This is a genomic window from Roseovarius nanhaiticus, from assembly GCF_900156535.1.
Classification (GTDB): domain Bacteria; phylum Pseudomonadota; class Alphaproteobacteria; order Rhodobacterales; family Rhodobacteraceae; genus Roseovarius; species Roseovarius nanhaiticus.
On sequence record NZ_FTNV01000001.1, the window covers coordinates 1,026,376 to 1,041,552 of the forward strand.

Genomic DNA, 15,177 nt, shown 5'->3' on the forward strand with positions numbered 1-15,177 from the left:
TTACATGGTATTGATGATCCGCTTGCATTTGTAGGAAACGAAAACCGCTTGCTTGCTAATTATACATCATGGAAATTGATCAGTCCTTGGGCTGACCGTTTTCTTTTCGCTCTTCCTCGTCCTCGTCTATGAGAAGCCATTCAATGAAATCCATCGCGTAAGCTGTAATCGCTAGCGCCATCAATCCAAAAAGCAGCAGATCTATCAAAAGCGATGTGCGGCGGTTCTGCTCATAGAGGGTTTCTACACGATCTTTTTGAAATTGACCGGCGTTCTGATCAAGCGGTAGGTCTTTGAGTATCGAAGCGTTAAGGCCAAGATTTAGCCGTTCCCCCAACAGCATCAGTGCCATAAGGCCAATCATGATCACGAAGCCGATAGGCAGCACATCTTTCTGCAGCTTGGTAAAGGCTTTGGGTTGGCTTGCACGTATGCCATACAGGCCAGTGAAAATAGTCACCGCCGCACCGCCGAACCACAAAAAGTAGGTCGGTATGAACTGCATAAATGTATAGTTCTCTAACTCCATAAGACACCTAGCCTTCTTCACCTGTTGCGATCAAATTGCGCGCCGACTTCTTCATCGGTCGGATCGCAGTCGAGATCGCAGAGCATCAACACAGGCTGTTTATTTGATGTCTGCAGAAATTTGAATGTGCTTTCTACGGGCATATGTGGATGCGAATTCTAAAGGGTATTGGGAAAGCCAAAGCAGACATTGGCGCAGCTGCAGCGAAAGCCCGCTTAGTCCGCAAAGCTGACATGGGACGATAGGGATCACACTACGACGTGCAATTATGTCCCAAAGCTCTTCAATCGCTCGCCTATGTCCAGCCGTCATGGCCGTATCGCTTGGCGCGTCCACTACTCCCGCACGCCGGAAAACCGCGCTTGCCAGCCTTCGCGCTGCTCATCGGTGATCTTGGCAAAGGCCACGTCCGGCACGGTGAATGCGTGGCCCGGCTGCAGGACCTCTAGCGCCGCGCGCACGTCATCGGGCCAGCTGTCATCCTCGGTCTGCATCGCCTTCAGCATGTCCGCCGCCGCATCCGGCACGAAGGGCGCGCTCAGCACGCCGTAGAGGCGCACGAGGTTCAGCGCCAGGCGGATCTGCGCGGCCGCCTTGTCGGGGTCGGTCTTGAAGATGGTCCACGGCGCGACCGATTGCAGATACTCATTGCCGGCCACCCAGATGCCGCGCAGCTCGGCGGCGGATTTGCGCACCTCCATCGCCTCCATGCAGCGCTCATAGGCGCGCACGCGGGCGGTGATGTTCTCGATCAGTGCCTCTTCCTCGGGGCCAAAGTCGCCGGCTTCCGGCACCGCCTCGCCGAATTTCGAGCGGCAGAACTTGGTCACGCGGCTGACGAAATTGCCCAGCACGTCGGCCAGATCCTTGTTCACCGAGCTTTGGAAATTCTCCCATGTGAACTCGGCATCCGAACTTTCGGGCGCGTGGCTCAGCAGCCACCAGCGCCAGTAATCCGGCGGCAGGATATCCAGCGCCTGATCCATGAAGACGCCGCGGCCCTGGGACGTGCTGAACTGCCCGCCATCGTAATTGAGGTAGTTGAACGACTTGATGTAATCGACCAACTTCCACGGCTCACCTGACCCGAGGATGGTCGCCGGAAAGCTGAGCGTGTGGAAGGGCACGTTATCCTTGCCCATGAACTGCGTATAGCGCACGTCATCCGCGCCCTTGTCGGTGCGCCACCAGCGCTCCCATGCCTCGTCGTCAAGGCCATGCGCCTCGGCCCACTCGCCAGCGCAGGCGATGTATTCAATCGGCGCGTCGAACCAGACGTAGAAGACCTTGCCCTCCATGCCCGGCCAATCCTCAGTGCCGCGCTTGACCGGAATACCCCAATGCAGATCGCGGGTGATGCCGCGATCCTGCAGGCCGTCGCCATCATTCAGCCATTTGCGCGCGATGGACGTGGTGAGGATGGGCCAATCCGCCTTCTCGTCGATCCAGGCGTTTAGCTGACTCCGCATGCCCGACTGCATCAGATAAAGGTGTTTCGTCTCGCGCACTTCCAGATCGGTCGAGCCGGAAATGGCGCTGCGCGGATCGATCAGGTCCGTGGGGTCGAGCTGCTTGGTGCAATTCTCGCATTGATCGCCGCGGGCTTTGTCGTATCCGCAGTTGGGGCAGGTGCCCTCGATGTAGCGGTCGGGCAGAAAACGCTCGTCGGCGATGGAATAGACCTGCTTTTCGCTGACTTCGCGGATCAGCCCCTGATCGGCGAGGCGGCCCGCGAAATGTTGGGTCAGCGCATGGTTCTGCTTGCTCGACGAGCGTCCGAAATGATCGAAGCTGAGGCGAAAGCCGCGCGCGATCTCGGCCTGAACGCCGTGCATTTCGGCACAGTACTGATCGACGGGCTTGCCGGCCTTCTTGGCGGCCAGCTCGGCCGGCGTGCCATGCTCATCGGTGGCGCAAAGGAACATCACTTCGTGCCCGCGCCCCCGCAGATAGCGCGCATAGAGGTCCGCTGGCAGCTGGCTGCCCACGAGATTGCCCAGATGCTTGATCCCGTTGATATAGGGAATTGCCGATGTGATCAGATGCCGTGCCATGCCGCGCCTCGCTTGATGCCTTGGCGCCCGCTTTAGCGCAGCGGCGCAGTCATGGCCAGAGGATCGCGGCGCGCCCTCTCAGCCCTTGTCGCGAAAGCGTTGCGTCAGGCGGCCCACGATGAACGAGGTGCGCGGGCTCCAGACATAGCGCGTGCGCGCGGTCTTGGTAGGGCGCACCCGCATGCGTGTCAGACCGAAGATCACCAGCACGATATGCGCCGCCGCGATCATGATGAACATGGCCGAGGGGCCGTAGCCCTGGATCAGCTTGGATGCCACGAGAGGCGCGGCAATGGCGCCCAGCGCGTAAAAGAACATCAGCGCCGCGGACAGCTCGACGCGCTGCTCGGATGTCGCGAAGTCATTGGCATGGGCTGCCGAGACTGAGTAAATCGGAAACGAGGTCAGGCCAAAGAAGAACGCGGTCAGCATCACCCCATTGGCCGACAGCGCGCCGAGATAGGCGGTCACGATGCAGCTGATAACCGCGGCGATGGACAATCCGATCAGAACGTGGCGCCGGTCGTACTTGTCCGCCAGCCAGCCCACCGGAAACTGCGCGAGCGCACCGCCCAACACGAAGGCGGCCAGAAACCATGCGATCTGCTCGATCGCCAATCCCACTTGCTGGCCATAAAGCGGTCCGACCATGCGGAAGGTCGCACTGCTCAGCGCGGCCGTGACCACGCCCGCCGCCGCAAGGGGCGAGCAGGCGATGGCCAGCATGGGGCGCAGGCGCGGCGCGCTTGGCGTCTCGGGCTGCTCGGCCCGCGTCAGCGTGATGGGCAAAAGGGCCGCACAGCAGATAAGCGCTAGGATGTTGTACGAGACATAAGAGGCCGGCTCGAGCACCGAGATCAACATCTGCGCAAAAAGCGACGCGCCCATATCGGCCACGCGGTAGACCCCCATGGCGCGCCCGCGCGTGGCGTTCGTGACCTTGGCCTGCAGCCAGGCCTCCAGCACGGTATAGCATCCGGCCACACACAGCCCCATCGCCACGCGCATCAACGCCCAGGCATAGGCGTCGATCACCATCATATGCCCGATCAGCGACATCGCCCCGGCGGCGGTAAAGGCGGCAAAGGCGCGGCTGTGCCCGACACTGCCCATCAGCCGCGGCGCCCACCAGCAGCCGATGAAAAAGCCCAGAAAATGCGCCGAGCCCAGAAGGCCGATCTCGGAGGTCGTAAAATTCAGTGCGAGCCCGCTCAGCGCATCGAGCGGCCCCAGCCCGCCCGACGCCAGTTGCATCAGGATGACCGACAGGAAAAGCGCGGCAAAGGAAATGACGATGCGCATGGCCATGCTCCCTCTTGCCCGGCTGCCCCCGCCTAGCTGCTCATAGCTGGCCGGCCTTGCCAAGCCCTTGGCATCTTCTTGCCCTAAATATCCCCGCCGGAGGCCGGAAAACGAAGTTTTCCGATCCCGCCTGCGCGCAGGCGGTCAGCGCCCGGTCAGGTCGCCAGCGCCTCCATGCGCAGCGGACCGGGCTGACCCGATGCAGGCGCGCTCAGCCGCCAGCAGGCGGGTGGCGCTGTGCGTGCGCGCAATCGTGTCAAGGTCCAGCAATGCGCGCCGGGCGTATGCGCGGGGGCGATATGCCAACGCGTCTCGATACCGGGCGCGCCCCCGGCGCCGGGAGTCAGGATCAGGCCCAGCGGCGCGCCCATCTTCATCGCTGCGCCCGCCTCGGCGGCCAGATGCAGGCGGCGCACCGGCGTCAGGCCGGGCGGGCCGGGCAGATCGGCGATCACCAGCGGGGCCGCGCCGCTGCGCAGCGCCTCCTCCAGCGTCCAGAGCGTATCGGCGGGCCGCTCAGGCGCGATCCAGATGAACCGCTCGGGCCCGGCAAAGGCCGCCATGCCATCGGGGTTGAGGGCGCCCGCCTGCCAAGGCGGCGCGATCCACATGACTGGCCCCCGTGTTGCGGCGGCGATCAGCATCGCCATCATGTGCCGCGCCGGTCCGCAGATCTCATGCAGCCGCGCCAGTGGCAGGGCGATATCGCCCAGAACGGGCAAGGACGCATGGCCCCTCTTGGGGTCGAGATTCGGCAGGACTGACATGGAGCCAAGATAAAATGTTCTCCCTATGTTCTCAATCCGTATTTTGCACGTGACCTCGCGCCCAAGCACGTTACCTTGCCAGCCAAAAGCGCAAAGGAAATCCGCCTGATGAAGATGAACCCGCTTGGCCGCACCGGCCTGATGGTCACAGAGATCTGCCTTGGCACGATGACTTGGGGCAGCCAGAACACCGAGGCCGAGGGCCACGCCCAGATCGATCGCGCGCTGGAGCGCGGTGTGAACTTTGTCGACACCGCCGAGATGTATCCGACCCAGCCCAAGATCGCCGAAACCCAAGGCCGCACCGAAGAGATCATCGGCACGTGGCTTGCAAAAACGGGCCGCCGCAAGGACATGATCCTCGCCAGCAAGGTGTCGGGCAAGGGCCTGATGCATGTGCGCGGCGGCGCGCCCATTACGGCGGCCAGCATCCGCGAGGCGGTCGAAGGCTCGCTCAAGCGGCTTCAGACCGATCACATTGACCTCTACCAGTTCCACTGGCCCAATCGCGGCAGCTACATGTTCCGCCAGAACTGGCGCTATGATCCCTCCGGCCAGGACACTGCCGAGGTTCTGGACAACATGAACGAGACGCTCGAGGCGATCCACGCCGAGGTGCAGCGCGGCACGATCGGCCATTTCGGCCTTTCGAACGAGAGTGCCTGGGGCACGATGAAATTCCTGCAGATGGCCGAGGCGAACGGCTGGCCGCGCGTCGCCAGCGTGCAGAACGAATATTCGCTTCTGTGCCGCCTCTATGACACCGACATGGCCGAGGTGACGGCGCATGAGGATGTGGGCCTTCTGGCTTTCACCCCTCTGGCGGCGGGCCTTCTGAGCGGCAAATACCAAAGCGGCGCCGCGCTGCCCGAAGGATCGCGCAAGTCGATCACCTCGGATCTGGGCGGGCGCATCGCGCCGCGCGTCTGGTCGGCGACGCAGGCCTATCTCGATATCGCTGAGCGCCACGGGCTGGACCCGTCGACCATGGCGCTGGCCTGGACGCTCACCCGGCCTTTCATGACCGCCTGCATCATCGGTGCGACCAATCTGGAGCAGTTGGATCTGGCGCTGGATGCGGCTGACCTGACGTTGTCCGATGCGGTACTGGAAGAGATCGAGCAGGCGCATCACGCGCACCCCATGCCCTTCTAGGGCGCTACATCTCGGCCGCGAGACCCCGCAGATACTCGGGCATCTCGCGGTCGGCCACCGATGCCTCGCGCAGAAGGTGGTCGAAATGCCCGGTCAGGGCCTGCACCCGCTCGGTATCGCGAAAGGCCATGTAATTGCGCCCGATATAAACCACGGCCAGCAGCGGCCCGAAGATGGTCACAGGGGCCGAGTAGATGCGCCGCGCGTCGAAGAGCGACAGGCGCAGGCGCGGATAGAGCGCCTCGGTCACCTCGATCAATTTTTCCACCTGCGCGCGCCGTACGGGCAGGGGCAGACCCCGGTAATACCCCTCGCCGCGCGCGAAACTGTGCATCTCATATAAAGGTAGCGCGATCTCGTAATCCGACTGCGCGCCCCGCATCCATTCCAGCCTGTCCTCGGACGCGCCGATCACCTGATCGGTGCTACGGCCCAGATGGGGCTCGTATTCCCATTCCAGCATTGCCCGCGTTTTCAGCATATCGGGCAGCGCGGCGGGGACGTGGCGGATCTTGTAGCCTGCCGCCTCCTTGTGCCACTCGAAGATCTGCGCATCGACCAGCGCGCGGGGCGCCTCGGTCAGTGACAGTGAGTTGGCGAGGATATCCGCCGCCGTCTCGGGCCGGTCGGTGAGACCGAGGAGCCAATCGGCGGAAATCCCGAGGCTGCGCGCGCATTCGCCCACCACCTGCGCATTTGGCAGGCGTGCGCCGGTCCCGGCCAGCAATTGCGACACGGTCGAGCGATCGACGCCGATCGCGCGGGCCAGCGCGCTTTGACTGATGCGGCGCGTGCCCATCGCCTCGGCAAGGCGCGAGCGAAAGAGAGCGGCGCGGGCGCGCTTGTCTGTTTTTGCCATCATTGCTGATAATTATCACCAATGCGGCAGAATGTTAACTACATACTGAATGGGCAGTCCATGCGGCGCGGGTTACCTCTGGCCCCATCAACACCCTGAAATTTAACGGAGGATTTATGGAACGGCCCCGCCGCACCTTGGTCAAGGCAGTCATCTGGAACGTCAACGGCCTCTTGGTCATGAGCCTTGTCGGATACATCATGACCGGTTCGGTCAGCGCGGGCGGCGTGATGGCAGTGATCAACACGGCAATCGGCCTCAGCCTCTACTTCCTTTACGAACGGATCTGGTCGCGCATCTCTTGGGGGCGCGTCGATGCGCAGGCCTGAATGGCCCACCGTGGCGCTGATGATCGCCACCTACGCGCTTTGGGCGCTGGCCACGACATGGGCCGCGGCGCTGTGGCTGCCCCTTAGCGTAGTCCTTGCCGCGCTGGCCATCGCGCAGCACAGCTCGCTCAGCCATGAGGCGCTGCATGGCCATCCTTTTGCCGATGCGCGCGCAAATGCTGCGGCCATCTGGCCTGCGCTGGGCCTTTGGGTGCCTTACTACAGGTTCCGCGACACACATCTGGCGCATCACCGCGACGCGCTCTTGACCGATCCCTATGACGATCCCGAGAGCAATTATCTCGACCCGGTCGTCTGGGCGCGTTTGCCCCCTGTGCTGAAAGCCGCCTTGCGCTTCAACAACACGCTGCTGGGGCGTCTGATCATCGGGCCGGTCATCGGCATGGCCGTGTTCCTGCGCGCCGATTGGCGGGCCATCCGCGCGGGCGATGCGGGCATCCGGCGCGCCTGGGCACTGCACGGCCTTGCGGTGCTGCCGGTGCTGGCCTGGATCTGGGCCGCACCCATGCCGATCTGGGCGTATCTGATGGCCACCTACGGCGCCATGTCCCTGCTCAAGATCCGCACCTTTCTGGAGCACCGCGCACATGAGCGCGCGCGGGGCCGCAGCGTGGTGATCGAGGATCGCGGGCCGCTGGCTCTGCTCTTTCTCAACAACAATTACCACGCGGTGCATCACGCGCATCCGCAGGTGCCGTGGTATGAATTGCCGCGGGTCTATGCCCGGAACCGCGCGCATTACCTGCGGCGCAATGACGGCTATGTCTATTCCGGCTACGGCGCGATCTTCCGCGACTATTTCCTGCGCGCCAAGGACAGCGTGGCGCATCCGCTCTGGCCGCGCCCCTGAAATAGCGGCATGAGGGGGCATGCAAGCCTGGATCCTCCTCTCCATCGCCGCCGCCGCGTTTCAGACGTTGCGCTTCGTGCTGCAAAAACATCTGAGCATGGGCACGCTCTCGGTAGGCGGCGCCACCTTCGCGCGCTTCGCCTATTCGATGCCCTTCGTGCTGGTACTGGCGGCGCTCTATCTTTGGCACAGGGGCGGCGGCATGCCCGCGCTCGGCCCGATGTTCTGGCCTTACGCGCTGTCGGGCGGGCTGGCGCAGATCCTTGCCACATGGTGCATGGTCGCGCTTTTCGCCGCGCGCAACTTCGCGGTGGGCATCACCTTCAAGAAGACCGAGACGGTGCAGACCGCCCTGATCGGCCTGATCGTGCTGGGCGACCGGGTGAGCGCGGCGGGCATGGCGGCCATCGTCCTCGGCCTTGTCGGTGTGGTGATCCTGTCGGGTGGCGCCGGGGCGGATCGCTGGCGCATCTTCAACCGCGCGGCGGCGCTGGGCCTGATCGCGGGTGCGCTCTTTGCCGTGTCGGCGGTGGGCTATCGCGGGGCGACGTTGCAGGTCAGCTCGGATGATGCGCTGATGCGCGCGCTGGTCACCTTGGCCGCTGTCACTACGTCACAGGCGCTGGCGATGGCTGCATGGCTGCGCTGGCGCGAGGGTGGCGAGATCGGGCGCGTCATTGCCGCGCGCCGCACCGCCGTATGGATGGGGCTGACCGGCCTCGGCGGGAGCCTGTGCTGGTTCACCGCCTTCACGCTTCAGAACGCGGCCTATGTCTTTGCGGTGGGGCAGGTCGAGGTGATCTTTTCGCTGATCGCGGCGCGGCTCTTCTTCGGAGAGCGTATCACGCGGCGCGAGGGCGCAGGCGTCGCACTGGTCACGGCATCCGTGATTGCAGTGGGCCTCTTCCGCTGAGGCGCAGAAAGAGGCTTTCTTCGTCGTCGTTGCGAAAGAACGGGACCGAAGCGGGCGGCGCCGGATCATGCGCGCGCGCCGCGACCTCGGCCAGAACCACCTCGGTGATGAACGGCAGATCGAAGCGGCGCGCCTCGGGCAGGGGCACCCATTGCAGGTGGCTCAGCTCGTCCGTGGCGGCGCTGAAGTCGTCGGGATCTCCGACAATATGGTCCGCATCGATCAGGAAAAAGCGCGCATCGAACCGGCGGGGCCGCCCCGGCGGCGTGATGGCGCGAAAGACGAATTGCAGCGCGCCCGCATCCGGCAGATGACCGCGCGCGGCAAAGCTGGCCCAATCGGGCGGGACCGCGCCCGTCCAGGTGCCGGAGCGCCCGATGATGAGGCCAGCCTCCTCCCACAGCTCGCGGATGGCAGCGGCGGCGAGGGCATGGCCCAGATCCGGCGCGCAATCCTCGCAGAGGCGCTGGGCGCAGATATCGGGCAGGGCACCGGCCAGAGGAACGGTGGCGTCATCCGGATCGATCGCGCCGCCGGGAAAGACGAATTTCGACGGCATGAAGGCCGCCGATGCGCCGCGCTGACCCATCAAGACGCTGGGCGCCGGTCCGTCCTTGCGCAGGACGATCACGGTGGCGGCATTGCGAATGGGGGCGTCGGGCGGGGTCATCGCGGCTTAGGGCTGGGCGCCGAAGCCGTGCATGTGGCGCGCCCATTGAAAGGCGACAATCGCGCCCTTCAGCCGTGGCAGAAGGTAGAGAGACAGCCCCGCGCATCCGACGGCGAAGATGGTAAAGAGAAGCATCGGCTCGGGGCGGAACTGCACGAAGGCGATATGCAGCGCAGGCGCCATGATATGGCCGACGATCAGGATTGTCAGATAGGCCGGGCCGTCATCGGCGCGCTGATGCGACAGATCCTCGCGGCAGACGGGGCAAGCCTCGCGCACCTTGAGATAGCTTTTCATCAGCGGACCGGACCCGCAATTGGGGCATTTGCGGCGAAACCCTTTGCGCAGCGCGGGCCAAAGCAGCCGCTCGTCCGTGGAGGCTGCATCTGCGGTGCCGGGTGCCGCGCCACTCTCCGCCATTTCATTCGCCATATCGTCACCTTGATACTCATCGCGCGCACCAGGACAGGAGCGCCATCGGGGCAACTTGATATAAGAGGAGGCAAATTGGAAGGGCTGCGGCGCAGGCGCGGGCGATGTCGCGCGCATTTGCCGCGTCTGGCCGCGCGGGGGCTGCATTGCGTCAGGCCGCGGGACGCGCCCCGACGGTGACAGTGTTGCGCCCGCGCGCCTTGGCACGGTAGAGCGCGCGATCGGCCTCCTCCAGCAGGGCGTCCACATGCGCGGCGGCGCGCCGCTCGGTCGGCTGGGGCTGGCCCATGGCGACACCGATGCTGACCGTGACATGGGCCGGCTCGGGTTGTCCGCGCAGGGCGATGCCGGCCTCGCCGATCCGGCGGCACAGCCTGTCGGCGGCGCGCCGGGCCTCGGTGCCGTCGGCGCCGGGCATGACGATCAGAAATTCCTCGCCGCCGATGCGCGCGACCAGATCGCATTCGCGCAGGCTGCTGCCCAACAGGTCGGCGACATGGCACAGCACCCGGTCGCCGGCGGCGTGGCCCAACCGGTCGTTGATCTGCTTGAAATGATCGAGATCGGCCAGCATCACCGCAAAGCCCGGCCCCGCACCCTCTTCGGCCAAGGCCAGCCCTTTGAGAAACGGCATGGCAAAGCGGCGGTTGTAAAGCCCGGTCAGCGGATCGATCATCGCGGCGCGCAGCCCGTCATGCAGGCGCGCACGCAGGTGGTCGACGGATTGCTTGCGCTGGATCTGGCGGTCGAGGCGCAGCATCAGCTCGGCCAGGTCTGCGGAGCCAGCAATAACGTCGCTGGCCCCCATATCCAGAAGGCTGGCGGCAAGGCTCCGCCCCTCGTCGGGCAGAAGACAGACGATGCGGCCATGGCGCGCCTCGGGCGATGTGCGCAACTCGGCCATGACCTCAAGCGCGCGATCCTCGGACATGGCGGGGAACATCAGGACGAACACATCCGCCGCTGGCGCGCCCGGTGCGCCGGTGATTGGCCCGCCAGTGGGCAGCGCGGTAATCTGGTGGCGGCAGGCGCTGCGCAGACGGGTGCGCAGGGCCATCGCCTCGGTCATCTGAACACCAAGTATGGTGATGCGACCGGGACGCAAGGCCATGGCCTGCGCCTCGCCAAAGCCGACGGCGCGGTCGGGGCCTGCGTTGAGGCGCATGTCCTGCAGGGCCAGGTGCTGACGCAGCAGCCCGCGCAGACGGGCGAGCATGATCCGTTCGTCTATGGGCTGGGTGATGACGTCATCCGCCCCCGCCCGCAGCGCCGCGATGCGCGCCGCGCCGGTATCTTCGGGCAAAAGCGCCACGATGGGAGCCGCCGCCAGGTCGGGCCGCGCGCGTAGGGCGGCGATCAACTCGGCCGGGCTCATGTCGCTGAGCGCCGCGCCCAGGATGATCAGGTCGGGCTGCACGTCGCGCAGAGCCGCCATCGCGGCCCGTCCACTGGACGCCTGATGCACCTCGAAATGCGCTGCCGAAAGTTTCACCTTCAGCACGATCCGGTTGGTCGCCACCGCGTCCACGATCAAAATTTTGCCTGACATGGGCGAACGCCTTTCTGACTTGCCCTATTCTCAAGCTCGACTATCCATGCCAGAAGTTAAGAAAACCTTTCCGAGAATTTTACCTCTATGAATTATACGCGGGAATCCGCCGAAACAGTCGCTCTGAAATGCCTTGGGTGGCTGATCTCAAATGACGAGTTGATGCCTGTTTTCATGGGCGCAACCGGCGCGGGCGAGGATGATCTGCGCCGCGGCGCCGCCGACCCGGAGTTCTTGGGCGCGGTTCTGGATTTTCTGACGATGAATGATGAATGGGTCGTTGATTTCTGCCGCGATGCCGGATTGCCCAACGACGCGCCGCTGCAAGCGCGCGCGATGCTGCCCGGCGGGCAGGTGGAGCATTGGACATGAGCGCTACTATCACGGGCATCATCTTCGACAAGGACGGCACGCTTTTCGACTTTCACACAACTTGGTCCGTCTGGACGCACGATTTGTTGCAGGATCTGGCGCGCACACATGACGGTAACGCCGAGGCGCTGGCCCGCGCCATCGAATTTGATCTGGCCGCCTGCCGCTTTCTGCCCACAAGTCCGATTATAGCCGCAACCAACCGTGAAGGCGCCGAAGCGCTGGCGGCGGCGCTGCCGGGCGCAAATGCGGACGACATCGAGGAGCATATGCGCCAAAGCTCGGGCGCGGCGCCGTTGCGTCCGCCCGTTCCGCTGGATCCGTTTCTGACAGGGCTCGCGGGACGGGGTCTGAAGCTGGGCGTTGTGACCAACGACACGGATCACGGAGCGCGCGCGCATCTGACCAGCGCGGGCGTGCTGGACCATTTCGATTTCGTCGCCGGCTATGATAGCGGCCACGGCGCCAAACCTGCGCCCGATCCCTTGCTCGCCTTCGCGCGTCAGCACGCGCTCGACCCCGTGCAGTGCGTCATGGTGGGCGACAGCACACATGATTTGCGCGCGGGACGCGCGGCGGGCATGTGGACGCTGGGCGTCTTGACCGGTATGGCCGGGGCGGATGAGTTGGCGTCCCTGTCAGATGCCGTCCTGCCCGATATCGGACATATCCCCGCCTGGCTGGACAGGTGACGCGCCATCCAGCCTTCGGCCTCGCGCTGGCAAGTTTCGGGGCGCTGGTGCTGACGCCGGATGCGATGTTCCTGCGTCTGTCCGAGATGTCCGGCCCGCAAATGCTGGGCTGGCGTGGCATATTCATGGGACTGTCACTGACACTGATATGGGTTCTGACCAGCCGCACACGCCGCGCGGATCTGGCTCTTCTGACCAGCGGCGCAGGCCTTGCCATCGTGGCGTGCCAATTCTTCAACTCGTCCTTTTTCGCCCTCGGGATCGGCGCGGCGCCGGTGGCCATCGTACTCTTTGGTGTCGCCACTACGCCGATCTGGGCGGCGCTGCTGGCCTGGGCCTTTCTGGGTGAGAGGACGGCACGGGCGACCTGGATCACCATCGGCGTGGTCGCCATGGGCATCGGCATCGCTGTCCTCGGCGGCGAAGACATGAAGGGCACGCCGGGCGCCGTGCTGTTCGGAGCCTTTGCGGGCCTTGCCGTCGCGCTGATGCTGGCGGCGAATTTCGTCGTGCTGCGCGCGCGCCCCGCGCTGCCTATCCCGCTGCTGATAGGGCTTGGCGCGCTCTGTGCGGGGGTTGCCGGGGTGACAGCGACGGGGCCGGCACAGATGACGGATGGGAATGTCTGGGCCATTGCGATCACCGGCTGCATCATTTTGCCCGTCTCGTTCCTGTCGCTGTCCATCGCCTCGCGCTATACTGCGGCCGCGAATGTCAGCCTGCTCCTGCTGCTCGAGACTGTGCTGGGCCCGGCCTGGGTCTGGCTAGCGCTGGGCGAGGCGCTGACGCCTAGAATGTTGCTGGGCGGGGGCATTGTGGTGGTGGCCATCGCCACCTACCTGCTGCACGCGCGGCGCCAAGCGCGCCGGTATCGAGCAAAAACGACCTAAGCTGCCGCTAAGTGAACACTGCCGCGCCCCGCGCCATGCATCATGGAGGGCAACACGCGCGAAAGGACGCCCCATGGCAGAAGCACTCAAGCGCAAAGGGCGCAGCGGCGGGCGCGCGGGCAATACCGGGCGCCGCGGCACGGCGGTGATCGAACAGATGCCCTGGGCGCCGCCCCTCAACATCGACCGTCCGACCGAGCCGCTGGACGACGTTGGCGTCGCCGCGATCCACAACGGCGCGATGCGCATCCTCGAGGAGATCGGGATCGAGATCCTGAATGCTGAGGCGCTCGAGGTTTTCCGCGCCTCGACCGGCTGCACCATCGCGGGCACCAACCTGCGCATGGGGCGCGACTTCGTGATGGAGATGATCGCCCTCGCGCCAGAAAGCTGGACGATCACGCCGCGCAACCCGGACCGGCAAATCACCATGGGCGGGCGCCATCTCAATTTTGGCAACGTGTCATCGCCGCCCAGCTATTGGGACATGAAGCTGGGCCGCAAGGTGACCGGCACGCGCGAGATGTGCGCGAACCTTCTGAAGCTCAGCCAGTATTTCAACTGCATCCATTTCGTCGGCGGCTACCCGGTCGAGCCGCAGGATATCCACGCCTCGGTGCGCCATCTCGATGTGCTCTACGACAAGCTGACTCTGACCGACAAGGTGGCGCATGCCTACTCACTGGGCCGCGAGCGCGTCGAGGACGTGATGGAGATGGTGCGCATCGCGGGCGGGCTAAGCCATGCCGAGTTCGACGCAACCCCCCGCATGTATACCAACATCAACTCCACCTCGCCGCTCAAGCATGACGAGCCCATGCTGGACGGCTGGATGCGCCTCGCGCGGCGCGGGCAGGGGCTGGTGGTAACGCCCTTTACCCTGGCAGGCGCCATGGCGCCGGTGACGATGGCGGGCGCGGTGGCGCAATCGCTGGCCGAGGCGCTGGTGGCGGTGGTGCTGGCCCAACTGGTGCGCCCCGGCGCGCCCTGCGCCATCGGCACCTTCACCTCGAATGTCGACATGAAATCCGGCGCGCCCGCTTTCGGCACGCCCGAATACATGCGCGCGACGCAGATGACCGGCCAGCTTTGCCGTCTCTACAAGCTGCCCATGCGCGCCAGCGGCGTCTGCGCCGCCAACGTGCCCGACGCGCAGGCGACATGGGAGACGTCCAACAGCCTTTGGTCCGCCGTCCAGTCGGGCGCGCATATGGTCTATCACGCGGCGGGCTGGCTGGAGGGCGGACTGATCGCCAGCCCCGAGAAATTCGTGATGGATTGTGAGATCCTGCAGCATATCCAGCGTTACATGGACCCGAGCCTCACGGCCACCGGCCCCGACGAGATCGCCGTCGAGGCCATCGCCGAGGTCGGCAATCAGGGCCATTTCTTTGGCATCCAGCATACGCAGGACCGCTACGCCACCGCCTTCTACCAGCCATTCCTCAGCGATTGGCGCAATTTCGAGGCATGGGAGGCGGCGGGCGGCGTCTGGACCGCGCAGCGCGCGCATCAAGTGGTGCAGGATATTCTCGCCAGCTTTGAGGCCCCTCCGATGGAGGATGCCATTCGCGAAGAACTGGCCGATTTCGTCGCTCGGCGCAAATCAGAAGGCGGTGCGCCCACCGACTTCTGAGCACAGCCAAAAGGAGCGCGCTCCGCGCGCGCTGGCTTGGTGGGCGCGCTTGGCTTGCGCGATGCCTCGTGGCGAGCAGGGCGATGCTTGCAGATGTCGATTGAGTATTTTCGCCAAGATGAAGACTGGCTGCCGCGCTTCTTCATCTTGGTAGAAA

Annotated in this window: 16 protein-coding genes; 8 read left to right on the forward strand and 8 right to left on the reverse strand. The window is 64.7% G+C overall.

From position 1 onward, the window contains the following. Positions 1–79 precede the first annotated feature (79 nt). The 4 genes from BW975_RS04925 to BW975_RS04940 all read right to left on the reverse strand — a co-directional run bounded on the left by BW975_RS04925 (position 80) and on the right by BW975_RS04940 (position 4,652). Entirely contained in the window at positions 80–529 is a 450-nt protein-coding gene (locus tag BW975_RS04925; RefSeq protein ID WP_076531490.1) for a hypothetical protein, read from the reverse strand. 335 nt (positions 530–864) lie between these two features. After that, the gene (gene metG, locus BW975_RS04930) at positions 865–2,583 is read right to left on the reverse strand and encodes a methionine--tRNA ligase (protein ID WP_076531492.1); all 1,719 of its coding nucleotides are present in this window, start codon (positions 2,581–2,583) and stop codon (positions 865–867) included. A 78-nt stretch (positions 2,584–2,661) separates the two neighbouring features. Further along, a complete protein-coding gene (locus BW975_RS04935) occupies positions 2,662–3,885 on the reverse strand; it encodes an MFS transporter (RefSeq protein ID WP_076533400.1) in 1,224 nt (407 codons plus the stop codon). Positions 3,886–4,040: 155 nt separating this feature from the next. Then, complete coding sequence (locus BW975_RS04940; RefSeq protein ID WP_076531494.1) at positions 4,041–4,652, reverse strand: ImuA family protein; 612 nt, start codon at positions 4,650–4,652, stop codon at positions 4,041–4,043. 108 nt (positions 4,653–4,760) lie between these two features. On the opposite strand from BW975_RS04940, the gene BW975_RS04945 reads away from it, so the two are divergent. Next, complete coding sequence (locus BW975_RS04945; protein WP_076531496.1) at positions 4,761–5,807, forward strand: aldo/keto reductase; 1,047 nt, start codon at positions 4,761–4,763, stop codon at positions 5,805–5,807. 4 nt (positions 5,808–5,811) lie between these two features. On the opposite strand, the gene BW975_RS04950 is transcribed toward BW975_RS04945, so the two are convergent. Continuing rightward, complete coding sequence (locus tag BW975_RS04950; protein ID WP_076531498.1) at positions 5,812–6,669, reverse strand: helix-turn-helix domain-containing protein; 858 nt, start codon at positions 6,667–6,669, stop codon at positions 5,812–5,814. Between the two features lie 113 nt (positions 6,670–6,782). Here BW975_RS04950 and BW975_RS04955 point away from each other — a divergent pair, with 113 nt between their 5' ends. From BW975_RS04955 to BW975_RS04965, 3 genes are read left to right on the forward strand one after another with little or no spacing between them, the layout of a single operon-like run. After that, on the forward strand, positions 6,783–6,995 hold the full coding sequence (locus BW975_RS04955; RefSeq protein ID WP_076531500.1) for a DUF2061 domain-containing protein: 213 nt from the start codon (positions 6,783–6,785) through the stop codon (positions 6,993–6,995). Beyond that, on the forward strand, positions 6,982–7,866 hold the full coding sequence (locus BW975_RS04960) for a fatty acid desaturase (RefSeq protein WP_076531502.1): 885 nt from the start codon (positions 6,982–6,984) through the stop codon (positions 7,864–7,866). Before BW975_RS04955 ends, BW975_RS04960 begins: the two co-directional genes overlap by 14 nt. Before the next feature lie 19 nt (positions 7,867–7,885). After that, complete coding sequence (locus BW975_RS04965) at positions 7,886–8,779, forward strand: DMT family transporter (RefSeq protein WP_076531504.1); 894 nt, start codon at positions 7,886–7,888, stop codon at positions 8,777–8,779. Here BW975_RS04965 and BW975_RS04970 read toward each other — a convergent pair. The 3 genes from BW975_RS04970 to BW975_RS04980 form a co-directional block, all read right to left on the reverse strand. Beyond that, positions 8,742–9,449, reverse strand: coding sequence for an NUDIX hydrolase (locus BW975_RS04970; protein WP_076531506.1), 708 nt, complete (start codon positions 9,447–9,449; stop codon positions 8,742–8,744). The two genes, BW975_RS04965 and BW975_RS04970, sit on opposite strands and share 38 nt — an antisense overlap. Positions 9,450–9,455: 6 nt before the next feature. Then, entirely contained in the window at positions 9,456–9,869 is a 414-nt protein-coding gene (locus BW975_RS04975) for a DUF983 domain-containing protein (RefSeq protein ID WP_076533402.1), read from the reverse strand. 163 nt (positions 9,870–10,032) lie between these two features. Then, positions 10,033–11,430 (reverse strand): diguanylate cyclase, encoded by a 1,398-nt coding sequence (locus BW975_RS04980; RefSeq protein WP_076531508.1) that lies wholly within the window; start codon positions 11,428–11,430, stop codon positions 10,033–10,035. Positions 11,431–11,517: 87 nt separating this feature from the next. On the opposite strand from BW975_RS04980, the gene BW975_RS04985 reads away from it, so the two are divergent. The 4 genes from BW975_RS04985 to BW975_RS05000 all read left to right on the forward strand — a co-directional run bounded on the left by BW975_RS04985 (position 11,518) and on the right by BW975_RS05000 (position 15,020). Further along, a complete protein-coding gene (locus tag BW975_RS04985) occupies positions 11,518–11,802 on the forward strand; it encodes a DUF3572 domain-containing protein (protein ID WP_076531510.1) in 285 nt (94 codons plus the stop codon). Continuing rightward, the gene (locus BW975_RS04990) at positions 11,799–12,494 is read left to right on the forward strand and encodes an HAD family hydrolase (protein ID WP_076531512.1); all 696 of its coding nucleotides are present in this window, start codon (positions 11,799–11,801) and stop codon (positions 12,492–12,494) included. The genes BW975_RS04985 and BW975_RS04990 overlap by 4 nt, the downstream gene beginning before the upstream one ends. Then, positions 12,491–13,384 carry a DMT family transporter gene (locus BW975_RS04995; protein WP_076531514.1) on the forward strand — a complete coding sequence of 298 codons (894 nt, stop codon included), beginning with the start codon at positions 12,491–12,493 and terminating at the stop codon, positions 13,382–13,384. Before BW975_RS04990 ends, BW975_RS04995 begins: the two co-directional genes overlap by 4 nt. 73 nt (positions 13,385–13,457) lie before the next feature. Next, positions 13,458–15,020: a trimethylamine methyltransferase family protein gene (locus tag BW975_RS05000; RefSeq protein ID WP_076531516.1), complete on the forward strand. Its 1,563-nt coding sequence runs from the start codon at positions 13,458–13,460 to the stop codon at positions 15,018–15,020. The last annotated feature ends 157 nt before the right edge of the window (positions 15,021–15,177 follow it).